Raw genomic sequence first — 24,306 nt, 5'->3', positions numbered from 1 at the left:
GCGGGTCAGCTAATTGATCAACTGCGCCCAGACGCTAATCATGCGTGCCTGAATCTCCGCCGGCAGCGGCTGTTGCACCTCGCTGCGCGCGAACACCTCAGGCGGCGGATAGATCACCGGATTGTTGAGGAAGTCTTGCGGCAGCAGCGCTTTGGCCGCCAGATTGGTGGTCGCGAATTGCAGGCTTTGGGCGCAGGCCGCAGCGTTGGCGGGCTCATGTAACCAGTTGATGAAGGCATTGGCCAGTTCGGGCTCGCGCGCCTCGGCGGGTATGACCAGATAATCGATCATCAACTCCCCGCCTTCCTTAGGCACGATGTAGCGAATCGCCGGATTGCGCTCCATCAGCATCAGCGCATCGCCATTCCAGGTCTGACCGATCCAGGTCTCCCCGGAGACGATGCCCGAGTCGGCATCGGTCTTGAAATAGCCGTAATTCTGCACGAATGGCTTTTGCGCCCGCAGCAGGGCGGCGGCTTCGTCAATTTCATCAGGCACTGTTGAATTGAACGAATACCCGAGGGATTTCAGCGCCATGCCAAAGGCAATCCGGTACTGATTGAGCACCATCACATGGCCAGTCCAGGCATCTTGGGGCGCATAGTACTGGCCCCAACTCGTCAGCGGCTGATCGATCAAATCGGAGCGCCAAATGAGTCCGGTTGTCCCCCAGAGGTAAGGCGCGGCGTACTGGTCTAAACCTTCAAAGCCCTCAATCCAGCGCCGGTCGATATGCTCCAGATTGGGAATGGCTGCCTTTTCGAGCGGCTGCAACCAACCGCGCTTGATGTAAGGCGGCAGATCGCCGGCCGTCACCACCAGCACATCGAAGCCCTTGCCCTCATTCCGCATCAGGGTTTCATCGCGCTCGTCGGCGGACTGAAAATACCGTTGCTCGACCCGCGCGTTGTATTTTTCCTCGAACGCCTTGACCACGTCCTGATCGACGTAGGCGGTCCAGTTGTAGAACACCAGCTCGCGCGGCGGTGAGTCCCCTTGCTGCTGCTGATCCGACAGGGCACTCGACTCGATCGATTCGGCCAGCACATAGGCGCTTGGCCAGAGCACCATAAGCAGAAACAGCATCCGGGCCGCAGCAGCCGGGAGTGAGCTTAGGCAGTTTTTTAAGCAAAGAACATTCATGGCACTTGATCCTCGTGACCTGGCTCGGCCAACCATATATAGAGCTGTAGCAAAAGAGTTTTCCGTCTTGGAAAGGGTAGCGCTCCCGATGGTCTTAGCGCCGTTGATTATGTGGCGAAACCTTTTATCTGCCGGTGCTTCTCGCAGGCAAGGCGTGCTTCATGCCTGCGTCCTGACGCGGCTGGTCATTTGTCCAGAGATGCCTCGCGCACGGCGATGATGCGCGGCAAAATCTTCTCAAAACTATCCACCAGATGCGGATCAAAATGACGTCCGCGCTCGCGTTTGAGCAGAGCGACAGCGTCCTCGATGCTCCAGGCGGCTTTGTAGGGCCGGTCAGAGGTTAAGGCATCGAACACATCGGCAACAGCGGCGATGCGCCCGACCAAAGGAATGTCTTCCCCGGCAAGTCCGTGCGGATAACCGCTGCCATCCCATTTTTCGTGGTGGGTAAGCGCGATAATGCTCGCAAGCTCGATCAGTGAATGGCTGTCGTCGGCGTTCTGGCCGATGATTCTGGCGCCGATTTCGGCGTGTCGGCGGATCTCAGCAAATTCGGCCTCGTCGAGGCGATCGGGCTTGCGCAAAATGTGGTCCGGGATGCCGATCTTGCCCACGTCGTGCATCATGGCGGCATGCTGCAACAACTTACAGAAGTCTTCCTCCAGACCATGGGCTTGTGCGAGCAGACCGACGTAGCGGCTCATGCGCACCACATGCAGACCGGTTTCCTCATCCTTCAGCTCGGCCGCACGCCCGAGTATTTCTACAACTTGCAGCCGGGTCCGCTCAAGCGCCTGGGTGCGCTCTCGCACCAGGGTTTCGAGGTGGCGTGTCTGATCGTAGAGCGCGAGTTGCGTTCGCACGCGCGCCCGGACAATCACGGGTTTAATCGGCTTTGTAATATAATCCGCCGCGCCTAGGTCGAAGCCGACGGTTTCGCCTTGGAATTTATCTAAAGCCGTGACGAAGATAACCGGGATATTCTGAGTCAACGGGTTGCTTTTCAGGCGTCGGCAAACTTCGTAGCCGTCAAGATCAGGCATCTTCACGTCGAGCAGAATCAAATCCGGCTTTTCAGTCGCGTTTGCCGCTTCAAGCGCTGCGGCCCCATTGCAAGCCAGTTTCACGCGGTAGTCGTCTTTGAGAATCTTAGCAAGAATTTTCAAATCCCCTGGCGCGTCATCCACGGCAAGAATCGTTGGTTTGTCGGTGCTAGCGGTGACGGCTTGCTGAGTCATAAGCGAGTGTTTCATGGGGGATTCACGGCGGGATCCATGGGCTTTTTCCTGACTGTTTAGAGGGTTTTGAATGACAGACCCGCATTCGATTCTGATCGTTGACGATCAGATTGACAACCAGCGCAGTCTTGTCAATCTGCTCAAGCTGGAGTATCACGTACTGGCAACGCGCGAGGCTGTCGCGGCTATTCGGCTATTGTGCCGCACTGGCGCGACCTTTAACATGATGGCTCAAAGAGCCGGTGTCGGCGCGGTGATGCGACCGGTCCTCAGAGCCCCCAATGTCAGGCGCTGCCCGTGGGAGTCCACCGATGCATCTCGCCCGTGACTATTTCGAGTTTCAGCGACTGACCGGCAATCGCGGTCTGATTTTCTCCTTCGTCGGTTTTTTGTCCGAGGGGATTCTGTACTCCCTCGGCGAAGCGCTGAAACAGAAAATGACCCTCGAAGACACCGACGCGAACGTCACCAAGCGCGTTTTCTCCGTCTTTGTCGAACAGGTGCAAAATATCCTGCGGTATTCATCGGAGCGCTTGATCGACCCGCCCAGCCAAGCGACGGCACTCAGCTCGGGCATGGTCTCGGTCGGTCGCGAGGCGGATGGCTTTTTTGTCGTCTGTGGCAATGTGGTGCGCGAGCAAGAAGCCATTGCACTCGATCAGCGCCTCAGCGCCATGGCGAAAATGGACAAGACCGAGCTCAAGGCGCTTTACAAGGAAAAACTCAGAGAACCCGCAGAGTCCGATAGCATCGGCGGCAATGTCGGTCTGATTGAGATCGCGCGTCGTTCGAGTCGGCCAATTGAGTTCGACTTCGTTCCCGTTGGCCAGCAGCAGACATTTTTCTGTCTCAAGGCCTATATTTAAGTTGCCTGATCAATCACTCGGCCAGGCCACTCACCCGGTCATCCAATCAGGTCATCCAATCCGGTCACCCGCAATCCGCGCCCAGTTAAGTCCGCGCCGAGACAGCATGCAACCGATCCACCGCGAAGCCACCGAACGCTCCCCCGCGCTCCTGTTTGATTTTGAGCATCATCGCCTCTCCCTGGCGGGTGAGTCCTATCCGGAGGATGCGGCGGCTTTTTTTGGCCCTCCGCTCAAGGCGATGGCGGAATATCTCGACGGTCTTGTCGATGCGCGCGTCGAGCTTGAACTGCGCATGACCTACTTCAACAGCAGCAGCGCCAAGGCGCTGATGAACATGTTTCAGCTCCTCGAGCACGCTGCATCGCGCGGGGTCTCGACGCGCGTACGCTGGTTTTTCGACCCCGAGGATGACGCCATGCAGGAGTTTGGCGAGGACTTCGCGGAAGACTTCGAGCACGGAGAATTTGAACTGGTGCCGCTCCCCCAAGGCTAGGATATCTCGCCATGATCCAACCCATCGAATCCCCTGACGCGAGCTTCACGCTCTTTGCCTACGAGGAGAAAATGCTGGACCAGGCGGAAGCCATGGTGCAAAGCCTGGAACGCATTCCCGAGGGCCTGCCCGAAGGCTTCAGCCTGCTGCGCGATGCCTACCGCCGCAGCTATCGCGAGTCGCGCCGGCTGCTGCGCATCAGTGATCGGCTGCAGCTCGATCTGCACCGCGCCAATCAGCTACTGTCCGAACAGACCACAAAACTCCAGGCCCTGAATGACCAACTGCATGAAGAGATTCAGCACCGCAAGGTGCTCGAGGCCGAACTACGCCGGATGGCAACCACGGATGAACTGACCGGCATTAGCAACCGTCGGCATATTCTGGAACTCGGTGAGCATGAGGTCCGCCGCCACCGTCGCACCCAACAGCCGCTGACCCTGATGCTGTGCGATCTCGATTATTTCAAGCAGGTCAATGATTGCTATGGTCACGGCATCGGCGACGACGTGCTGTGCCATTTTGCAGACCTGTTTCGCTCTGAATTGCGCGAGGGTGATGTAGCGGGACGTTTGGGCGGGGAAGAGTTTCTCGGTATTCTGCCGGAAACCACCCTCGACGACGGTCTTCAGGTCGCCGAACGCCTGCGCGAGCGCCTGGCTCAGGCGCAAATTCAAAGCCAGCGTGGCCCCATCCAAATGACACTCAGCATCGGGGTCGCGTCACTCGCCAAGGATGAGCCGCTGAACCGCGCCATCGCGCGCGCTGACCGCAGCCTCTATCGCGCAAAAGATGCCGGACGCAATCAGGTGGTCGCGGACACGCTGGATTCAGCGGATGCACCAATCACGCGTGACTGAGCATCACTTAAAAACCGTGCTTGGCCTCTGCGCTCTGACGCTGCTGGTTCTCTCGGAAGCGACCGCGCAAAGCGAGACCTACAGCGTCGGTGTCGAGCAGATCGATTATCTCCCCGTGCATGCTTGCCAGGATGGCCGCTGCATGGGCGTCTTGCCGGAACTGCTCGACGCCTTTGCCGAGGATCAGGGCATCCGCTTCGACTATCGCCCGCTCCCTGTCTCGCGTCTGCTGAGCAGTTTTCTCACTGGCCAGATCGACTTTAAGCTACCCGACCATCCCGCTTGGCAGCGCGATAAACGTGCGGGCTTCGAGATTCACTACAGCCGGCCCTTGCTGGCCTTCACCGATGGCACCCTGGTGCGCCCCGAACGCGCGGGCCTGGGTCGCGCCAGCGTCAAGACTTTGGCCACGGTGATCGGCTTCACGCCCTGGGCCTGGCAGCAGGAGATTAGCCAGGGCCAGGTCCAGTTGCGCAAGAGTCTGGACGTCAAAGCACTGATGCGCCAGACCATCGCCGGGCGCGTTGATGCCGCCTATGCCAACACCCAGGTCGCGGCCTATCAGCTCGAACAGGCCATCGGCCAGCCCGAAGCACTGGTGTTCGATCCCAGCCTGCCGCATTCGCGCGATCATTACCATCTCTCCACCCTGAAATATCCGCAGGTCTTGCAAGCCTTCGATCACTGGTTGGAGCGGTCCGCCGCTCAGGTGCAAGCCATCAAGGCGCGCTGGGGGCTGGGTCAGGCCGACACGGAGAGGACAGATCCGATTGAAGGCGCCCACTGAACCGCTCACGCCACACCCCGACTTGGCGAACGCCCAGGTGACCTTCTGGCGCGGCCTCACCTTCAAGCAGGCCACCATCACCCTGCTGGTGGTGTCACTACTGAGCTTATCGACCGGCGCCGCTCAGCTCTATCTGCAATGGCGCGGCATGCGCGCCGACCTCCAGGCCGAAATCGACCGCACGCTCGCGCTGGTGCGCGGCTCCGCAGCCGAAGCGGCTTTCCAAATGCATCCCGAGCTGGCGCGCCAGCTCATCAATGGACTCCATGCCCTGCCTGCCCTTGCCGCCGCCGAGCTGCGCGACAACTTCGGGCAGGTGCTCGCTGAGATCAAACCCGCATCGGCATCGCCGCCGACGGTTCTGGTGCGCGCGCTGGCGCCCTCCTTTGCCGACATCCTGCATTACCGCCTGGTCCTGCATGATCCTCAGAGCGCCCCCGAGGCATCCACAGAGCCGGGCGAACCCATCGGCACCCTCAGCCTGGAACTCTCGGCCAATGCCCTGGCCGCCAGCTTTCTGGTCCAAGCCCGCAACAACCTGCTGGTGACCACGGTGCAAATCCTGCTGGTTTCGGCGCTGGTGGTGGCCGTGTTCTATTGGATGATCACCCGCCCGATTCTGCGACTGTCCGATGCCATTACCGAGGTCGACCCCGGCGCACCGGGATACTGGACACCGCCGCGACTGCGCGGACACCAGCGCGACGAGCTGGGTATGTTGAATCTGCGCATGGGCGCTCTGCTCAGCGCCTTTCAGCAGGGTCTCAATCAGCGCGATGTGGCTGAACAGGATCTGCGTGCGCTGACGCAGGAACTCGAAGCCCGCGTTCAGGAGCGAACCTGTGCGCTGCACAGCGCGATGCAGGATCTTGACCAGCAAAAATCCGCGCTCGAGCAGGCCTTCGGCGAACTTGACAGCACCCATGCCCGGCTCGCCGATGCCAATGATCAACTGCTCGCCAGCATCAATTATGCGCGGCGCATTCAAAACGCCATTCTGCCCGCGTCGGATCGCATCCGCCTGCACCAGGCTGAAATCGCCGTGCATTGGGAGCCACTGCAAGCCGTGGGCGGCGACTGGTATTGGTTTGAATCCCTGGCGAATCAGCCGCTCATCGTGCTCGCCGACTGCACGGGGCACGGGGTTCCTGGCGCCCTGATGACGCTAGTGGTGGCCTCGGCCCTGGAGCGCATTCTGCACGAGCAGAAATTGCGCGACCCGGTTGAGATACTCTATGCACTCGATGATCTGGTTCGCAAACGCATGCGTCAGGATGCTCACGACAGCGTTGCCGACGATGGGCTTGAAGCGGCGGTTCTTTGTCTCAACCCGGACTGCACCCAGGCGCGTTTCGCCAGCGCCGGCATTGCGTTGATCCAGCTCGACGCCGATGACCGGGTGAAGGTCTATCGCGGCGGCCATGCGCACCTCGGCTACGCCAGTCTGCCGCCACCGCGCCGGATCGAACTGCATCGGCTGGAGATCGCACCCGGCGATCTGTGTCTGCTGCTCAGCGATGGCGTGACCGACCAGATGGGCGGCGAGCCGCAGCGGCTCCTGGGTCGCCGCCGCTTCATCGAACGACTCAAGCGCAGCCGCAAAGCCAAGCTGCATGACTGGATGCTCGCGCTTGAACAGGCACTTGCGGCCTATCGGGGTGAGCAGGCGCGCCGCGATGATATGACGCTCATCGCGATTCACAAGAATGATTGATCAACGGCGAGTCGCGCCGGATTCGTGCCCGTGCCGACGGAGTCAAGAAAGACATCGCCGGCGCACGCCCGTCTGCCCATCATTGAGGATCGAATGGATTTCTGATCAATGGCTTGATCGCGCATCTCGCGGCGGTTTAAAAAATCTCGGTTAGCCAAGCCAGTAATGTTCAGCTTTGCTTCTGACTCGAGCGATCACAGCCGAATCGTCCATAGTGGAGAGTTCCGCATAAAGCGCCGGTGCAATGTCGCGAAACAGATCCACTAATCGAGCATCGAAATGGCTTCCGGCGTCCTGCTTTATGATGGCCATGGCCTTTTCCAGGGGCATGGGTTCTTTATAGGGTCGCTTGGAGGTCAGGGCGTCGAAGACATCGGCAATGGCAAAAACGCGCGCAGCAAGTGGGATGTCTTCACCTTTGAGTCCGCGCATGTAGCCTGAGCCATCGATTTTTTCATGGTGAAATTCCACCACTTCCCGGCCTTTTTGTAGCCATTCAGAACTTGCGACTATGTCCACTCCAAGCTTGACATGGGTTCGCATAATGTCGAACTCCTCTGGGGTGAGGCGGCCCGGCTTGAGTAGGATGGCATCGCTGATGCCGATTTTTCCGACATCGTGCAGGAATGCACCGATCATTAAATCGCGAATACTGTCTTCTTTCATGCCCGCTGCAGCCGCCAGTTCAAGCGCCAGCAGGGTCACGCGATAATTGTGGATGTTGGTGTCCGAATCCCGCTTGGCGATAGCGGCACCCAGCGCGTCCAGGGTCTCCAGGTTGCCGCGCAGGACTTGTCGGGAGCGCTCTAAAACAACCCGATTGAGGGACAAAATCACTGGAATCATCACCAGCGAAGTGAGCAGAACGGCCGCGATGACCACCAGTACGGTAATGATAACGTCCTGTTTCAGGCGAGCGAGGATTTCCGGGGCCGTGACATAAACGCCTTCCAGGTAGCCGCTGATGATCCCGTCAGCGTTTTTTACCGGAACCAGCACCACTAACACCAACTGGTTCAGAATAAAGTGCTTTTCGTAGTGCACCTCGTCGTCGATAGGAAAGGCATGATGTTGAGCGGCGAGCAGTTCTTCCAGTGATTCCCAACCCGGCGCGACTTCTTCGACGAGCTTTTCTCGGTCGTGGTTGTAAATTTCCACCACAACGAATTGCTCGTACAGCGCATTTTTGGCCTGGGTTCGCAGGGCGCCTGGCCCTTCTTGGTCCAGGTTGCGGTGCTGGAGCGCCTCACTATCGATGTGGTTTGCGGCGGCGACCGCCATCCCAAGTACCCGATCATCAATGCGTTCGGTTTCAAATCCCCACACCGCTAGGCCCATCAAGAGGCTGGTTATCACGCCGACCAACACTAAACGCACGGTTACTTGGCTCATCGGATGCCGGATGGTATAGGCTGCGCGTGTGGAAGAAGCCATCTGAATACTCCTCATTTGTATAAAAGAGCCGAGCGATTATTCTGTTTTTATATTCGCTTTCACGACTACAGGGGGAAACGGACATAATCAGTTGCCGCTGCGCGCAGGAACGAGTGGGGCTCAGCTCCGCATCGCCCGCAAATTTCACTTGCCTAAAACCGCTGTTCTGTGGCACGGTCCCTCTGCATTCATTTGACCCAAAAGGCCACCTGATTAGCAAGCTTCTTCAGCCACCAGAATTTCCGACGACAAAAGGAAAAAGGGCGCACACTGAGTTACCTCATTCTGCCTCAGGACCAAACCATGCCGATGAATCGCGTTCAATTCCAAACCGGCCTGTCGTTGCCGGATTTTCTCGCGCAATTTGGCACCGAGGCGCAGTGCGAAAGCGCCGTGGAGCAGGCACGCTGGCCTGAGGGGTTTCGTTGTCCCGACTGCGGGCATGCCCATGCGTATATTCTCAAAGGTAGCAAACACAAAACCTTTCAGTGCCAAGCATGCCGCAAGCAAACCTCGCTGATCGCCGGGACCCTATTCCAAGGCACGCATCTGGAACTGACGCTCTGGTTTCTGGCGATCTATTTGATCAGCCAGGCCAAGACCGGGCTGTCGGCCTTGGCACTGAAACGCCTACTCGGCGTCAGCTATCCGACCGCTTGGCTGCTGCAACACAAGCTCATGCAGGCGATGTGCGAACGCGACAGCGCCTATACGCTCGTTGGTGACATCCAGGTCGATGATGTCTACCTCGGCGGAGAGCTCACCGGCGGCACAGCCGGACGGGGCTCGGAGAATAAAGTGCCCTTCGTTGCGGCCGTCTCGCTGACACCCGAGGGGCATCCGCAGTATGCGAAAATGGCGCCCGTCCCAGGCTTCACTCGCAAGGCCATTGCCAACTGGGCAGCCAGTGACTTGACCCCTGGATGTCGGGTAACGTCCGACGGCTTGGGCTGCTTTGCTGGCGTGACCGATGCTGGATGCCAGCACAGCCCCATCGTCGTTGGTGCCCTCAAGCCAAGGGATCTCCCGCAATTTGCTTGGGTCAACACCGTCCTGGGCAACCTCAAAACCAGCTTCGGCGGCGCTTACCACGCCTTTGATTTCGCCAAATATGGCACGCGTTATCTTTCCACCTTCGCCTATCGCTTCAACCGCCGCTTCGACCTCGACACAATTCAAAATCGCTTGCTCGTCGCAGCGGTCACGATTGGACCACGCCCGCAACGCTGGCTTCGGGCTGCTGAGGAATCTTGCTAATCAGGAAAGGCCATATTCCATGTCCCACATTGTACCGATTGCTTTCGCGATCCTGCTCGTGTTTGCCTCCGCCGTCTCAGCACAGCAGGACAACCCCATTATTGCGCGGATGAACGCCTTTGCCGAAGCCTACAACGCGCAGGACGCCCAGGCCGTGGCCAACTTCTACGCCGAGGATGCCGCGCTGTTTCTGCCTGGCCAACCCGTGATCCTCGGTCGCGATGGCATTGCGAAAAACTATGCGGCAGCCTTTGCAAAGGGTGTGCGCAACCTGCAGTTTAAGGTGATCGATATCCGCAACTATGGATCGAACGCCGCCTATGAAATTTCCGACATGACGGCAGAGATCGGGGAGCAACGCATCACCGGTCGCTACATGCATATGTGGGAAGTGATCGACGGTCAGATCCTGTTGACCCGCGATTTTTTCCAGGTGATTTCGGTCGAATAGATCCCGAAGGGCCTCGGCGCGGCGCGCGCGCGGAGGCTATCCCTGTGCCTGCTTCCGGGGCGGGGCTCATGGCGCGCGAAGGCTATCCTCAAGCTGCGCTCAGTGACGATCAGTGGAGACTTGCCGGCTTACCTCGCGTTTCACTGCTCTGATTTGTGCTGGAACTTTTGCACCGCGAACCAGGTACCCGCAAAACCAGCTAGACCAACGACAAGCAAGGAAAAACCCAACACCGGGCGATAGAATATCCACCCTAAAGAAATAACCACAAAGGCTAGGCCAATAGCAATCCCAAAGGCAAACAGGCCAATGCCAAAGTTCGCCATGTTGCCCAAGATGGGAATGTAGCCGAGTAACGAGGTCAACGGCTTAAAAATCATCATCAGCCCGACGAAGATGCCCATAAAGCCCATGAAACGGAGCATCCAAGTGAGAACTGTATTTTTCGATTGAGCCATGGTGAACAAGGCTTTGGCGCTGTGCATCCCTGTCTCAAATAGTTCCACCGGATAGTAGCTTGTGTCGTAGGGCTGAAAGCTGTTACCCCTTTGTTGTGCCACCACCGATACCTCTCCCGGCCGGATGATGGCGAAACTGACTTTCACGTCGCCGACTTCGGGCGATTTTTCGTTTTTCCCCAGATAAAAGTACCCACTGTTGATCAGCTTAACGGGTCGCGATAACTCTGGTGCTTTTTCGATCTGAATCTGCTGAAAATCATTCATCTGCTCGACCATGTTGGGCGGCAGAACAAAGGCGCCGACGGTGACGGTTTCAGCATTAAATATTTCGCCGTGATAGGGCATGGGCGGATTATCGTACCCCTCTCGATGGAAGCTATTGGACTGTATTGTCTCATCTGTCCAATCTTTGTAGTAGCTGTAATCGGTACTGTTCTCACTGCCTGATCGTTTTGACGAACTCTTTTCGTGCCATTGATACATCTCGACGGTGCGTTTGAGGCGCAAGACATGTTCCTCTGTAATCCCAAAAAGCACGTCTCGCACCGGCTTGTTGTTGGTGGCTCGACCGGCAATATGAACCAGCTTGCCCTCATTAGCTGGCTCAACGGTGTCTGCGGCAACGGAGATGACCGCGGCCGTGCCCTCAATCAGAGAGCGATAGGTGTTAATCGCCCGGCCTTCGTTCCAAAATAGCATGGGCAACATCATCAATATAAACAGCCCACCAATGAAAGGGGTAGCAAATAAACAGCCTTTATTGTTACTCATAACGATCCCTCATTTAAGGGATAAGAAATCCAAACAACCCTGATGAACTAATCCGGGTACCAAGAGCGGAGATTAGCGGGTACGAGGTACCTGGTCAACGCTCGAGAATGCCGTCGAGCAACCTTCCTGAGGACTCTGTGGCGACTGGCTGGGACATTCAGCCCCCCCCGAGAGATCCCTGTGCCGCGGCTTGGAACGCTGAGGTGTCCAGAGCCGTCGGTTCCGTAGTGCAAAAATAAATACTCCTGCTCTATGTGCGCTGCCGAACCGACGGCCAGCCGCCTTGCGCGTACATTTTCTCTACAAGCGATGGGAAATGACATTCCGCGCTTGGGCGATGGTTTAACTAATCAGATAGGGCAGAGAGATGAACAAAAAGCAAGTCAATGGTCGCTACGAAGAAGCCAAGGGCAAAGTGAAAGAGGTTGCCGGTCATGCCGTCGGCAATAAGACGCTGGAAGCAAAAGGAAAAGTCCAAAAGAACGCTGGCAAGATGCAGGCGGGTGTCGGTGATATCGAGGCGCAGATCAAAAAAGACGGCTAAGACGCGGGTTGCGGCGCATCTATTGGTGGTGAATTGGCTTGTCGGCGGCCAAGCAGCGCTGGGGCGTTGTTTGACACTGGCAGGCTCGGCCACTGCCCACTTCAGTGCGCCGCGACCGAAACAGCCGGTCACTTTCTTCCCTTTCCTGGAATAGCCTGATTCGCGAATTAGAAAAAGGACAGTTTCTCAAGTTTGCGATTCGGTGAGCCAATCCTTCGAACATCAGGAGACACCGCATGGCACTCGTGAAACATTCCTCAACCGCCGCCAGTGCCAATGCGGCTGAAGGCAAGACATCCGCAGCGGCCGCCCGCGAGGCAGAGGCGCAGCGCAAGCGCGCGCGCACGCTGGCCAAGCAGCAGCAGGCGGCCGAGCGCATCGCCGCCGCCACCGGCCAGTTGTCCTCAGGCGTCAATGAGGCAGCTTCTGCCGCCGAGGAACTCAAACGCGCGGTTGATCAGATCGCCGCCGGCGCCGAGGAGGCGTCCGGTGCGGCCCAGGAGTCACTTACGGCGTTCAAGCAGGTCGAGGTGGCCATCGGGCGCCAACTGAGTAGCGCGAGTACCAGCCAAGAGAAGAGTGATGCCACTCAGACCTTGGTGGCTAAGGCCAGCGCTGAGATCGACGGCCTGGTCACGAACGTTGGTCTTGCGGCTCAGCGTCAATCGGCCTCGGTCGAGCGCGTGGCGGAACTGGAGAAACAAGCGGCCAACATCGGCGATATCGTCAAGGCGGTGGCGCGCATCGCTGACCAAACCAACCTGCTGGCGCTCAATGCCGCCATCGAGGCGGCCCGCGCCGGCAAGCACGGCAAGGGATTCGCGGTGGTGGCCGACGAGGTGCGCACCCTGGCCGAGACCTCGGAGAAGAGCGCCAAGCAGATTCAGGACCTGGTGGGGCAGATCCAAGGCGAGGTGAAGACCATCGCCCAGGGCATCGGCACATCGGCCAAGACGGTAGAGGGCGAGGCGGCAAAGGGTCAGTCCATCATTACCCAACTGGAGCAGATTCGTCTTGATGCGGCGGAGATCGTCAAAGGCGTGCAGGAGATCGCCACCGGTGCCCAGCAGTCCAGCACCGCCGCCAAGCAGGCGCTCAAGGGCTCGGAGGATATTGCCGCCGCTGCCGAGGAGCAGTCTGCTGCCGCCGAGGAAGCCGCCAAGACGGTGGCTGAACAGTCGCAGGCGTTGGCTGAGTGCGAGCAGGCGGCCCAGGCGCTCTCGGAGCTGGCCGAGGACCTCAAGACATCGACCGATGTCGCCAAGAGTGCCGAGGAGGTGGCCTCCGCCGCTGAGGAACTGTCATCCGCCGTCGCTGAGATCAATCGTTCCAGCACCCAGATCGAGGTCGCCATCGACCAGATCCGCAAGGGGGCCGAGGTGCAGTCTGCGAGCACCGAGGAGTCGGCCGCTGCTGTGACCCAGATTGAGCGGGGGCTGGAGCTGGCCCAGGCGCGCGCCACCGCCGGCGCCGAGAAGGTGGAAGCGATCAAGGCCCTGTTGGCCGAGAACAAGACCACCGTCGACGGCCTGGTTAGCGGGGTCTCGACTGCGGCGGATGCCTCGCGCTCGAGCATCAAACAGATCAATGACCTGGAGCTGGTTTCCCGGCGCATTGACAAGATCGTCGACGCCATCACTACGGTTTCCATCCAGACCAACATGTTGGCGGTGAATGGTTCGATTGAGGCCGCGCGCGCTGGCGAATTCGGCAAGGGCTTCGTGGTGGTGGCCACCGACATTCGCAATCTGGCCCATGACTCGGCCGAGAACGCCGACAACATCAAGGATCTGGTCAAGGCAGTGCAGGATCAGATCGGCATCGTCGGGCGCGATCTGGAAGAGATCGTCTCCTCCGCGCTCACTGAGGTAGAAAAGGCCAAGGCGACCACAGCCAATCTGACAACCATCGAGACGGATATCGTCACCGTGGAGGAGGGAACACAGGAAATTCTTGCCGCCGCTGGCGAGATCGTCGCGGCTGTCACGCAGGTGAAGACTGGAATCGAGCAGATCTCCGCCGCCGCTCAGGAGGCCGACAAGGCCGCGACCGAGGCGGCGTCCGCTTCCCAGCAGCAGTCGCAAGGGGCTGAGGAACTGGCATCCGCCGTCGAGGAGATCGCCTCGCTCGCCGACGAACTGCAAAGCGCCTAGGGGTGCGATCATGACGATAGAGACTCCCCCTCCAGAGATGCGCCCAGAAAAAGTTGGACCAGAACAAATTGAACCAGAACAAATTGAACCAGAGACCCTGACGGAAAACCCCAAAGACTCCCCCCCTAAAAGCAGGCAAGGGCAAAGCAAGCAAGGACGCGATGGGGTGCCACTGGATGATGACCTCGATGAGCAAGTCAGCGATATTCGCCAGTTCGTCACCTTCGTCGTCGGCGAGGAGGTCTTCGCCGTCGACATGGCCCCGGTGCAAGAGATCATCCGGGTACCGGAGGTGGTCCGGGTGCCACTGGCACCACCCAGTCTGCAAGGCTTGGCCAACCTGCGTGGCAAGGTGTTGCCGATCATCGCGCTGCGCCATCTGTTCGGACTGCCCGAGCGTGAGCATGATGACACCACCCGCGCCTTGGTGATCGACATTGGCCAGCCCCTAGGCTTTGTGGTCGACCGGGTTGCCAGCGTGATAGGCGTGGAGCCGGCCAAAATCGAGGCGGTCGGCTCCATCAGCAGCACCGTGGATACCCAACTGCTGTCCGGTCTCATCAAGGATGTGGGCGGTCACGCCATGATTATGGTGCTGGACTTCGCTCAACTGATCAGTCGGGAGTTCGCGGACATCGCCAAGCTGGCCAAGTCCGCAGGAATGACGGCGGGCCTTTCCAGGCAGGCCGAAACCGAAGAGGAAGAGGACAGCGACGAACTGCAACTGGTGAGCTTCGATGTTGCCGGGCAGGAGTACGCCGTCGCGATCGAGAATGTTCAGGAGATCGTGCAGGTGCCCGAGCATATCGTGCAGGTGCCGCGATCGGAGCAGCATGTGCTGGGTGTCATGAGCTTGCGTAACCGCCTGTTGCCTCTGGTGAGTCTGCGCCGGATGTTCGCGCTGCCACCGCAGGAGGCGGACGAACATAGCCGCATCGTGGTGGTGTCGCTGGGCGGGACCTCGGTCGGCCTGGTGATGGACAGCGTTAACGAAGTCCTGCGGGTCGCCAAGGCCGTGGTTGAGGCCATGCCCGGTCTCTTGGCGCGCGACGGGGATATGGCCGACATCTCCGATATCTGTCGGCTCGACGAGGGCAAGCGCCTGGTGTCGATCATCTCCACCGACAATCTCTTCCGTCATTCAGCCATCAAGGAGGCCTTGACCACCGTGGATAGCATGAATGAGAGCGAGCGAGCCGATGTTGAGGATTCTGACGAGGAAAGCGCCGACGATGATGAGCAGGTGGTGGTGTTCCGCCTCGACAAGGAGGAGTTCGGAGTGCCGATTGAGAGTGTGCAAGAGATCGTGCGGGTTCCGGAAGAGTTGACCCATGTGCCCAAGGCGCCGGCCTTTGTGGAGGGGGTCATCAATCTGCGCGGGACGGTGCTGCCGGTGATCGATCTGCGCCGACGCCTTGGCTTGCAGAGCGTGGAGCGCACGGACCGCCAACGTGTCATGGTGTTTCTGATCGAAGGCGCGCGCACCGGCTTCATTGTGGATTCGGTGGCTGAGGTGCTCAAGATTCCCAAAACCGCCATCGAACCGGCGCCGCAATTGTCCAGCGAGCAATCACAACTCCTCGCGCGCATGGCGAACCTTGAAAAGCAGCAGCGTCTGGTGCAGTTGATTGATCCCACGCAGTTGGTGCGGGGACGTGAGCTGGCCGACCTGGCGGCCTTGTCCGCATGATTAAGCTGCTGCTTGTTGACGATTCGGCGCTGATGCGCCGTCAGTTGGCCAATGTCTTCCAGGCCGAGGGGGATTTCGAGATTCGTCAGGCGCGCAACGGCCAGGAGGCGGTCGAGGAGAATCGCGCCTTCGAGCCGGACGTGGTGACGCTCGATATCAACATGCCGGAGATGGACGGCATCACAGCGCTGTCGCTGATAATGGCAGAGCGGCCGGTGCCGGTGGTCATGGTGTCCTCGCTCACCGAGCAGGGCGCGCTGGCTACGTTTGAGGCGCTCAATCTAGGCGCCGTGGATTATCTGGCCAAACCGGGCGGCACCATTTCGCTCTCTATCGAGGAGATCAGCGCTGAACTGGTGGCTAAAGTGCGCGCTGCGGCAGGCGCACGGCTCAAATCCAGGACAGCTCGGACGGTCAGTAACCGCTTGCGTCAGGAGCAGGCGAAACCCGCCCCGCGACCGCTTGCCGTGCGTCGCGGCGTGGCGGGCGAGGGGCTGGTGGTGATTGGCGTCTCGACCGGCGGTCCGCGCACTCTGGAGGACATCCTGCCGCGCTTGCCGGCTGATTTTCCCTGGCCGGTTCTGGTGTCCCAACACATGCCCGCGTCCTTCACGCTCCCTTTCGCTCAGCGCATGAACGGGCTCTGCACCCTGAATGTCGTGGAGGTCGCGCGTCCCATGCCGGTCGAGCCGGGCACCATCTACATCGGCAAGGGCGGCGCCGACATGGTGGTGGGTCAGCGCGGCGGGTGCCTGACAGTCCTCTCCAAGCCCGAGAATCACGACTTTCTCTGGCACCCCTCGGTCGAGCTCTTGGGTCGCTCGGTGCTGGAGCATTGCGACCCCGCGCGGGTCATCGGCATCCTACTGACAGGCATGGGCTATGACGGCGCCGATGCCTTCGCCGAGATAAAAGCGCGCGGCGGGCGCACCATCGCCGAATCCGAGGAATCTTCTGTGGTCTTTGGGATGCCAGCGGAACTGATCGCGCGCGGTGGCGCCAGCCTGGTGCTGCATGCGGAAAAAATCGCCGCGCAGGTCAACACCTGGGCGGGGCGTTGAGGCTTCGATCATGGCTCTCGTCAAAACCCAAACAGACGAGCCCATCACGACAGACGCACGCGAGGCGGACCGCGATTGCGCGAGTCTGATCGTGCAGTTGGAGGCGTCGGACCCGACCGCTCGGCGCTGGGCGGCGCGTGATCTGGTCGATTGCCCGGATGCCTCGCCCGTCTTGGTGGCCTGCCTTAAACAAGAAGCGGATGTTTCAGTTCGGGAGGTCATTCTTACGACCCTGACCAGCCTGGGCGACGCCACAGCGGTAGCGGGTCTCGTCGACTGTCTGCGCAGCGAGGAACCGGCGCTGCGCAACGAGGCGATTGAGGCCATGCAGCAGTTGCCCGATGAGGTGGCGCCCATTATGCGCGGCCTGCTCGCCGACTCCGATCCGGATGTCCGGATCTTCGCGGTCAATATTCTGGAATCCCTCTGTCACCCGGAGGTGGAGACCTGGCTGATCGAGGTCATTGATCACGACTCCCATGTCAATGTCTGCGGTACAGCGGTGGATCTGCTCGGAGAGGTCGGGACGGTGTCGGCTCGCGAGAGTCTATTGCGCCTTAAGGTGCGCTTTGCCGACGAGCCATACATCCGCTTTGCGACCGACCTGGCTCTAGGGCGTCTTCGTGAAGCCTGATCCGGCGCCGGCCAATATCCGGATCAGCGACGAGGATTTCCAGAAGTTTCGGGAGTTTTTCTATCGCAAGACCGGTATCCAGTTCGATACATCCAAGCGCTATTTCGTCGATAAGCGGTTAGTGGAGCGCATTGAAGCCACGGACAGCGGCAGCTTTCGCAGTTATTTCACCTTGCTGCGCTTTCAGGCGAGCAGCGATGAAGTGCAGTTATTGACCAATCTGATGACGGTCAATGAAACCTATTTTTTCCGTGAAGAGTATCAGTTTCAGTGTTTGGTCGATTCACTGCTGCCCGAAATCGTCGCGCGCAAACGCGATCAGCGCGCCATTCGTATCTGGGTGGTTCCATCTTCCTCCGGCGAGGAACCCTATTCCATTGCCATCTATCTGTTGGAGCGTTGGCCTGGTATCAATGAATGGGATGTCGAAATCGTTGCGTCCGACATCGATACCCGAATTCTCGCTCGCGCCCGTGAGGGGCTTTATTCAATCCGCTCGGTGCAGCATTTGCCGGCCAAATACCTGCAGCGGTATTTTCGCCGCCAGGCTGACGGCTATCAGATTTGTGATGATCTGCGTGAGTCGGTGGAGTTCACTCGGGTCAATGTCTCCGAGCGCGGTGATACTCGGAGCTATCGCGACTTTGACGTAATCTTCTGCCGCAACCTGCTGATCTATTTCGACGATGTCTCGCGCAAGACGGCGACTGAGACCTTTTATGACGCTTTGAAGCCAGGCGGCTTCGTTTGTCTCGGTCATTCGGAATCCATGAGCCGCAGTTCGTCACTTTACAAGGTGCGGAAATTCCCTGAGGCCATCGTCTATCAAAGGCCACTGGAGACGTCATGAAGCGCATTCTGATTATCGATGATGCGGCGACAGTGCGCTTGTATCACCGCCGGATTCTCGAAACGGCGAATTTCGCCGTGGAGGAGGCGATGAACGGCATTGAGGCACTGGAAAAATCCTTGCAGTCGAGCTTCGATCTCTATCTGGTGGACATTAACATGCCCAAATTGGATGGCTATGGTTTCCTGCGCGAATTGCGCGGCAGCGATCTGCCGCAGGTGCCGGCCATCATGATCTCCACCGAGGCACAGCCTGCCGATGAGCAACGCGCCTATGCCGCCGGCGCCAACCTGTATGTGATCAAACCGGTCAAGCCCGATCAACTCCTGGCCCAGGTCCGGGTGCTCTTGGGGGAGGTGGCTCAATGAGTCCGTTGCTCGAACAGTTTTTGTCGGAGGCGCGCGATTTCCTGCAAGGCATCAGCGAAAAGCTGATGGAGTTGGAAAACGCCCCCGGCGACGCGGCCATGATGAATGAGCTGTTTCGTCTGGTGCATACCCTCAAGGGCAACAGTGGCCTGTTCGATTTTCCCGAAATGACCCGGGTGCTGCACGCTGGCGAAGACCTCATGGATGCGGTGCGCAACGGCCGGGTGGCCTACTCGCAGCTCCTGGCTGATCGTCTGTTGGACGCGATGGATTTCGTCGGCATGCTGTGCGATGAAGTCGAGTCGGACGGTGTCATGGGCAAAACCCACGGGACGGATGCCGCACGCTTGGGAGCCTCGCTGCGCGAGCTGATGCAAGCCGATGACAGCCAGGCTCCCGACCAGGCTTCCGGCCAGGCTCCAGGCAAGCCCGGCGCGCCCGATGTCGCAACGGGTGCGGAGACCAAAGAACCGGACCCCGAGGCATCCGCGCAACTGCCGCTCGCCGCTATTCCCGAGGCCGCGCGCATGGATGCCTACCGGCGTGCCCGCGCGGGTGATCCGCTGCACTGGCTCGTCTACACCCCGTCGGAACAATGTTTTTACCAGGGCGATGATCCCTTCTTTCTGGTGCGCCAAACCCCCGAATTGCTGTGGGGCGGCATTGAGGCACGCGATCCATGGTCGCCCTTGGCCGAGCTGGACGCCTATGCTTGCGTGCTGGATTTCAGTCTGCTGAACGCCGCACCCCGTGCCGCGCTGGAGGAACACTATCGCTATGTGGCGGACCAGATAAGGCTCATACCAGTCGCCCGGCTCGCGCTGGTTCTGCCTCATGGCGACACCAATGGTGGGCCGGTCTACGATGACTTCCTCTCTGATGCATTGGAGCTGTTGCGGGCCGGCGATCTTGACGGCCTGGCTCGCAACGCCGGCACCATGCTCGAACTCTCCAACCCCGATCTTTGGATCGCCTCGGGCCTGCGCTGGCTGCGGGTGGTACTGGAAACTGAGCGGGAGACCGAGCCAGAGAGTCCGGCCGTTCTCGACGCGCTCCTAGAGTCATTGCGCACCTTCGAGCCGCCCGCTTGGGATGGCGTTGGGGCTGTCGCAGCAGAGGGCAGCACTCAACGCGACGATGTCGCCACCTTGTCTGTGGAGGAGGCTGAGGCGCTGGAGGCTGTCGTCGCCACGCAACGGACCATTCTGAGTCAGACAGACAATCCCGATTGGCTGCCTGGTCGGATTCAGTCCGTCGCTGCCGCACTGTCCGGCTGCCTGCGCGTCTGCGGCGACAGTGCGGCGCTGCCGGGGCTTGATACGGCAACCGGAGAGGCCTTGGAGGCAAACAGCGGGGTGGCCCTTCTGGCCTGGCTGGATGCACGCTTTCCCGCTGTGGCCCCGGTGCTTGCCGATGCCGGCGCAGAGCATCAGCCGGTATCGCCCCAGCTTCCCACAGCGAGTGCTACAGCGCTCGGCGAGGCTCCACAAGCTGCCGCTTCATCAGCCGCTGCCCAGGCAACACCGGCGCCAGAAGGGGGGGGCGGCGGGGTCAAATTCGGTCGCCGCGCCGAGGATGCCATCGCCGGCCCCAAGAGCCTCAAGGTCGATCAGACCAAGATCGACCGCCTGATGAACCTGATCGGCGAGATGGTGGTGGCCAAGAATGGCCTGCCCTACTTGGCGGGACGGGCCGAGGATGTGTTCGGGGTGCGCGAACTCTCGCGCGACATCAAGGGCCATTACGCGGTGATCAATCGCATCGCCGAGGAGATGCAGGATGCCATCATGCAGGTGCGCATGATGCCCGTTTCCTTTGTTTTTCAGCGCTTCCCGCGTCTGGTGCGCGACATCTCGCGCAAGCTCGGCAAGGATGTGCACCTGGTCATGGAGGGCGAGGACACCGAGGCCGATAAGAACATCATTGAGGCCTTGGGTGATCCGTTGGTGCATATCGTGCGCAACAGTCTTGATCATGGGTTCGAGTCGCCCGAGGTGCGCGCCGCTGCCGGCAAACCAGTGGCTGGCACCCTGACGCTGCGTGCCAGCCAGGAATCCGACCGGGTGGTGATTGAGATCAGGGACGACGGCAAGGGCATCGACCCCGAGACCATCAAACGCAAGGCCTATACCAAGGGACTCATCGACGAGGCCACGCTAGAGCGCATTAGTGACCAGGAGGCCGTGAATCTGGTGTTCGCCGCCGGTTTATCGACTGCAGAGACGGTGTCAGACCTCTCCGGGCGCGGGGTGGGCATGGACGTGGTCCGCACAGCCGTAGAAAAGGTCAACGGTGCCATTTCGCTCACAAGTGTTCTGGGGCAGGGCACCCAACTGCGGCTGTCGGTGCCTTTGTCGATGGCGGTGACCAACGTCATGATTGTCGTCTCCGATGATCAGTCCTTCGGTGTCCCCATGGACACTGTGGTGGAAACTGTGCGAGTTCCCCAGTCTGCGATTCGCACTATCAAACGCAGTCTGGCCGCGGTCTTGCGCGGGCGTATTGTGCCGCTGAAGTCGATCAACACCCTGCTCGGGATTCAGGCGCAGCACAAGGCCAACGCTGATGACGAGTTGGCGGTGCTAGTGGTGCGGCTGGGCGATGAAACCCTAGGCCTGCTGGTGGACGATTTCCGCGAGACCGTCGATATCATCCTCAAGCCCATGACTGGTGTTCTGGCGAGTCTGTCTGCCTATTCCGGTTCCGCGCTGATGGGCGATGGCTCGGTGCTGATGGTGCTCAATGTCAAGGAGATTCTGTGATGCCCATTGAGTTCAAAGGCAATCATGCCCTGTTTCTTGACATTGTGACCGTTGAGGAAGCCGAAACCTTATTGGAATGGTTGCAGAAGAAACCGACTGCGAAGGTGAATTTGGCCGATTGCGTCCATCTGCATCCAGCCAATCTGCAAGTCTTGATGGCCGCCAAGCCTGTCATCAAAGCTTGGCCCAAGGATGCTGGATTACGTAGTTGGCTCGAATCCGCTTTGATCGAGTAATTTTTGTGGAGCACATGAATGTCAAAGACTATTATGATCGTGGACGATTCTGCCACCATGGTCTATAGCGTAAAGACGACCCTGGAGATGAGTGGCTTCCAGGTCGAGACGGCCGGAGACGGGGTGCAGGCTCTGACTAAGCTTAAGGGCGGAGTGAAGCCCGATCTCATCATCACCGATATCAACATGCCCAACATGGGTGGGCTGGAACTCATTAAGAACGTGCGCGCGTTGCCGGGTTTCCGCTTCACGCCTATCCTGACCCTGACCACCGAGACTCAGGCGGAAAAGCGCGACGAGGGCAAGAAACTGGGCGCCACCGGCTGGTTGGTGAAACCTGTGGACGGGCCTGCTCTCGTTAAGGTGATCAAGCAAGTGCTGCCGGGTGCTTAGGTGGGGGAAGTGGCCGCCACCATGAACCTTAGAATGGCTGCGATGGAAACGCCAATCCCTGTGCGTGATGCGCTCAATCGGCTGCTGATGGCCGCTGCCATGGCGCTGGCTATCAATGTGTCGGTCGCTTGGCTGATCTCGCCTTGGCTGCGCGATCTGTTTATCACCCCGTTGGGCATGAGTTATGCCGCCGAGATCGCCATCACCACCTTCTTGTCGACAGTCTCCGTGCTGATATTGACCGGAGTCCTGGCCTGGGTTTTTTTGCGCAGGGATTTGGAGGTCTTCAGTCGCGTGCTTCACGAAGGCCGCCACCAACTTGAAAATGCGTCCATGCAACAAGCCCTAATCAAGGACGAGATCAGCCATGTCTCGCCCTACCTCGACATTATGCGCAAGCAGATGGAAGGCAGCGTTCAAGAGACAGAGCAGGGCGTCATGGCGGTCATCGAGCAGATCAATCAGGTTCACGGCCTCTCCCAAGCGCAGATGGATCGAATCGGGCATTCCATGGCGAATGGCATGGAGCTGGCGGAGGTCATGGAACAACAAGCGACCAGCAACAAGGAGGTGGTCGGTGTTCTGAGCGAGCATCTCGATGAGCAGATGGCGGAACTGGAGAGCAACCTGGAGCGTATCGAGCGCCTCTCCGGCCAGGTGGATGCCCTGTCCCCACTGGTTGGGGTGATTGCCAACATTGCTAAACAGATCAATCTGCTGGCGCTCAACGCGGCCATTGAGGCCGCCCGTGCGGGGCAGGCGGGACGTGGTTTTGCTGTGGTGGCGGACGAGGTGCGTGCGCTCTCTACCCAAACCGCCAGCGCGGCCGAGGATATCGCCCGCAAGATCAGCGCAGCGACCGAGAGCACGGAAAAAGAGCTTATCGTGGCACGCGAGGCCAGGGACCGCAAGCAATACAGCGACCATATTCATCGGATTATCACCGACATCAGCGCCATGGAGGCGCGTTTCGCCGAGGGGAGCGCCTTGCTGCTGGAGGTGATTCAAGGGGTGGAGACGGGGAATCAGGAAATCGTCACACGCCTGTCCGGCGCACTGGGATATATTCAGTTTCAGGATGTGGTCCGCCAACGCTTGGAACAGGTCGGAATTGCTCTCGGCGAGTTGGACGAGCATTTGCAGTCGCTCATGGATCGTTTTGGCGATGCCGCATGGGATGGCTCAGTGCATCCGAGCCTCAAGGAGCGCCTGGATGGACATCTTGATCGCTATGTGATGTCCAGTCAGCGCAATGCTCACGCCGCAGTGGTCGGTGCCGGGGCGGCGACTGACGAGCGGCCCCAGATCGAGCTTTTTTAATGGGTGCGCCCTAGCCATGCCCCGGATCATTGCCGTCTCCAACCGCAAGGGCGGGACCGGCAAGACCACGGTGGCAGTCAATCTCGCCGCCGAACTGGCCGCGCTCGGGCGTCGGGTTCTTCTGGTTGACCTCGACTCACAGGGCCATTGTGCCGCTGGGCTGGGCCTGAAATTGGACCGGGATTCGCCCACGGCCCATAGCATCTTTCTCGATCCTCTGGCAAAACTCTCGGTTGCCGTCTACCCGAGCGCCTTTGCGAATCTCTCCCTGAGCCCTGCCGATCAACGCTTCGAGCATGGTAGCGGTGTGGGCGGTCAAGATCGTTTGGCCCAGGCGCTCGCGCACCAGGACATTGCCTCGGCTTTCGATCTGGTGATCTTGGATACGCCTCCTTCCCTGGATCATTTGCTGTTCAACGCACTGACGGCGGCGCATTGGGTGCTGGTGCCTTATGTTCCGCACCATCTCTCGCGGGAAGGGGTGCGGCAACTGATGCGGGTGCTGTTCAAGATCATCTCGGGCGGCGCCAATCCGCACCTGAAAATCCTCGGTTTTCTGCCGACCATGTCGGCGGAATACGTCCGCCAGCATCGTCAGGTAACCGGCGAGGTCGTGCGTCAATTCGGCGCCCTGAGAGTCCTGGCCGGCATTCGCTCCGACATCCGTTTGGCGGAAGCCTTCAGCGTTGGCAAGCCGGTTCGTAGCTATGCGCCAAAGTGTCGTGGCGCTCAGGATTTCGCCAATCTTGCAGCAACCCTCGTGCCCCTCTTGGATGGCGTGGACGCTGACTCTAAGAATGCATAGAACATATTT

At 59.5% G+C, this 24,306-nt stretch carries 24 protein-coding genes; 20 read left to right on the top strand and 4 right to left on the bottom strand.

Annotation, left to right across the window (positions count from 1 at the left end; genetic code table 11):
* Positions 1 to 9 precede the first annotated feature (9 nt).
* Positions 10 to 1,086, bottom strand: coding sequence for a polyamine ABC transporter substrate-binding protein (locus Thiofri_RS17175; protein WP_223296682.1), 1,077 nt, complete (start codon positions 1,084 to 1,086; stop codon positions 10 to 12).
* 242 nt (positions 1,087 to 1,328) lie between these two features.
* Positions 1,329 to 2,384 (bottom strand): response regulator, encoded by a 1,056-nt coding sequence (locus tag Thiofri_RS17170; RefSeq protein WP_040854766.1) that lies wholly within the window; start codon positions 2,382 to 2,384, stop codon positions 1,329 to 1,331.
* A 70-nt stretch (positions 2,385 to 2,454) separates the two neighbouring features.
* Between Thiofri_RS17170 and Thiofri_RS17165 the strand changes: the two genes are divergently transcribed.
* The 6 genes from Thiofri_RS17165 to Thiofri_RS17140 all read left to right on the top strand — a co-directional run bounded on the left by Thiofri_RS17165 (position 2,455) and on the right by Thiofri_RS17140 (position 7,107).
* Positions 2,455 to 2,712, top strand: coding sequence for a response regulator (locus tag Thiofri_RS17165; RefSeq protein WP_009147661.1), 258 nt, complete (start codon positions 2,455 to 2,457; stop codon positions 2,710 to 2,712).
* Entirely contained in the window at positions 2,696 to 3,250 is a 555-nt protein-coding gene (locus tag Thiofri_RS17160; RefSeq protein ID WP_009147662.1) for a SiaB family protein kinase, read from the top strand. Before Thiofri_RS17165 ends, Thiofri_RS17160 begins: the two co-directional genes overlap by 17 nt.
* 106 nt (positions 3,251 to 3,356) lie before the next feature.
* Entirely contained in the window at positions 3,357 to 3,746 is a 390-nt protein-coding gene (locus Thiofri_RS17155) for a DUF1987 domain-containing protein (RefSeq protein WP_009147663.1), read from the top strand.
* 11 nt (positions 3,747 to 3,757) lie between these two features.
* Positions 3,758 to 4,606: a GGDEF domain-containing protein gene (locus tag Thiofri_RS17150; protein ID WP_009147664.1), complete on the top strand. Its 849-nt coding sequence runs from the start codon at positions 3,758 to 3,760 to the stop codon at positions 4,604 to 4,606.
* The gene (locus tag Thiofri_RS17145; protein WP_009147665.1) at positions 4,584 to 5,393 is read left to right on the top strand and encodes a substrate-binding periplasmic protein; all 810 of its coding nucleotides are present in this window, start codon (positions 4,584 to 4,586) and stop codon (positions 5,391 to 5,393) included. The genes Thiofri_RS17150 and Thiofri_RS17145 overlap by 23 nt, the downstream gene beginning before the upstream one ends.
* The gene (locus tag Thiofri_RS17140) at positions 5,377 to 7,107 is read left to right on the top strand and encodes a PP2C family protein-serine/threonine phosphatase (protein ID WP_009147666.1); all 1,731 of its coding nucleotides are present in this window, start codon (positions 5,377 to 5,379) and stop codon (positions 7,105 to 7,107) included. Before Thiofri_RS17145 ends, Thiofri_RS17140 begins: the two co-directional genes overlap by 17 nt.
* A gap of 150 nt (positions 7,108 to 7,257) precedes the next feature.
* Here the strand turns inward: Thiofri_RS17140 and Thiofri_RS17135 are convergent, their stop codons facing one another.
* Positions 7,258 to 8,541 carry an HD-GYP domain-containing protein gene (locus Thiofri_RS17135; protein WP_009147667.1) on the bottom strand — a complete coding sequence of 428 codons (1,284 nt, stop codon included), beginning with the start codon at positions 8,539 to 8,541 and terminating at the stop codon, positions 7,258 to 7,260.
* Between the two features lie 303 nt (positions 8,542 to 8,844).
* Between Thiofri_RS17135 and Thiofri_RS17130 the strand changes: the two genes are divergently transcribed.
* Entirely contained in the window at positions 8,845 to 9,798 is a 954-nt protein-coding gene (locus tag Thiofri_RS17130) for an IS1595 family transposase (protein WP_009147668.1), read from the top strand.
* A complete protein-coding gene (locus Thiofri_RS17125; RefSeq protein WP_323705502.1) occupies positions 9,749 to 10,249 on the top strand; it encodes a YybH family protein in 501 nt (166 codons plus the stop codon). The genes Thiofri_RS17130 and Thiofri_RS17125 overlap by 50 nt, the downstream gene beginning before the upstream one ends.
* A gap of 140 nt (positions 10,250 to 10,389) precedes the next feature.
* On the opposite strand, the gene Thiofri_RS17120 is transcribed toward Thiofri_RS17125, so the two are convergent.
* A complete protein-coding gene (locus Thiofri_RS17120) occupies positions 10,390 to 11,193 on the bottom strand; it encodes a TMEM43 family protein (RefSeq protein ID WP_223296698.1) in 804 nt (267 codons plus the stop codon).
* A 655-nt stretch (positions 11,194 to 11,848) separates the two neighbouring features.
* On the opposite strand from Thiofri_RS17120, the gene Thiofri_RS17115 reads away from it, so the two are divergent.
* From Thiofri_RS17115 to Thiofri_RS17060, 12 genes are all read left to right on the top strand, one after another.
* Positions 11,849 to 12,025, top strand: coding sequence for a CsbD family protein (locus Thiofri_RS17115; protein WP_009147671.1), 177 nt, complete (start codon positions 11,849 to 11,851; stop codon positions 12,023 to 12,025).
* Positions 12,026 to 12,261: 236 nt separating this feature from the next.
* Positions 12,262 to 14,178, top strand: a complete 1,917-nt coding sequence (locus Thiofri_RS17110) for a methyl-accepting chemotaxis protein (RefSeq protein ID WP_009147672.1) — start codon at positions 12,262 to 12,264, stop codon at positions 14,176 to 14,178.
* Positions 14,179 to 14,344: 166 nt separating this feature from the next.
* Positions 14,345 to 15,868, top strand: a complete 1,524-nt coding sequence (locus tag Thiofri_RS17105) for a chemotaxis protein CheW (protein ID WP_040855385.1) — start codon at positions 14,345 to 14,347, stop codon at positions 15,866 to 15,868.
* Positions 15,865 to 16,929, top strand: coding sequence for a chemotaxis-specific protein-glutamate methyltransferase CheB (gene cheB / locus Thiofri_RS17100; RefSeq protein ID WP_009147674.1), 1,065 nt, complete (start codon positions 15,865 to 15,867; stop codon positions 16,927 to 16,929). The genes Thiofri_RS17105 and cheB overlap by 4 nt, the downstream gene beginning before the upstream one ends.
* A gap of 10 nt (positions 16,930 to 16,939) precedes the next feature.
* Positions 16,940 to 17,563, top strand: a complete 624-nt coding sequence (locus Thiofri_RS17095) for a HEAT repeat domain-containing protein (protein WP_009147675.1) — start codon at positions 16,940 to 16,942, stop codon at positions 17,561 to 17,563.
* The gene (locus tag Thiofri_RS17090; RefSeq protein ID WP_009147676.1) at positions 17,553 to 18,413 is read left to right on the top strand and encodes a CheR family methyltransferase; all 861 of its coding nucleotides are present in this window, start codon (positions 17,553 to 17,555) and stop codon (positions 18,411 to 18,413) included. The genes Thiofri_RS17095 and Thiofri_RS17090 overlap by 11 nt, the downstream gene beginning before the upstream one ends.
* Positions 18,410 to 18,781, top strand: a complete 372-nt coding sequence (locus Thiofri_RS17085) for a response regulator (RefSeq protein ID WP_009147677.1) — start codon at positions 18,410 to 18,412, stop codon at positions 18,779 to 18,781. The genes Thiofri_RS17090 and Thiofri_RS17085 overlap by 4 nt, the downstream gene beginning before the upstream one ends.
* Entirely contained in the window at positions 18,778 to 21,543 is a 2,766-nt protein-coding gene (locus Thiofri_RS17080) for a chemotaxis protein CheA (RefSeq protein ID WP_009147678.1), read from the top strand. The genes Thiofri_RS17085 and Thiofri_RS17080 overlap by 4 nt, the downstream gene beginning before the upstream one ends.
* Complete coding sequence (locus tag Thiofri_RS17075; protein ID WP_009147679.1) at positions 21,543 to 21,779, top strand: hypothetical protein; 237 nt, start codon at positions 21,543 to 21,545, stop codon at positions 21,777 to 21,779. The genes Thiofri_RS17080 and Thiofri_RS17075 overlap by 1 nt, the downstream gene beginning before the upstream one ends.
* A gap of 18 nt (positions 21,780 to 21,797) precedes the next feature.
* Entirely contained in the window at positions 21,798 to 22,172 is a 375-nt protein-coding gene (locus Thiofri_RS17070) for a response regulator (protein ID WP_009147680.1), read from the top strand.
* A gap of 42 nt (positions 22,173 to 22,214) precedes the next feature.
* Complete coding sequence (locus Thiofri_RS17065) at positions 22,215 to 23,492, top strand: methyl-accepting chemotaxis protein (protein WP_009147681.1); 1,278 nt, start codon at positions 22,215 to 22,217, stop codon at positions 23,490 to 23,492.
* Positions 23,493 to 23,508: 16 nt separating this feature from the next.
* Positions 23,509 to 24,297 carry a ParA family protein gene (locus Thiofri_RS17060; RefSeq protein WP_009147682.1) on the top strand — a complete coding sequence of 263 codons (789 nt, stop codon included), beginning with the start codon at positions 23,509 to 23,511 and terminating at the stop codon, positions 24,295 to 24,297.
* The last annotated feature ends 9 nt before the right edge of the window (positions 24,298 to 24,306 follow it).

Origin of the sequence: Thiorhodovibrio frisius, from assembly GCF_033954835.1 — a bacterium.
GTDB lineage: Bacteria > Pseudomonadota > Gammaproteobacteria > Chromatiales > Chromatiaceae > Thiorhodovibrio > Thiorhodovibrio frisius.
Note: the sequence above shows the minus strand (reverse complement) of the source record. Positions and strands in the feature narration are given on the sequence as shown.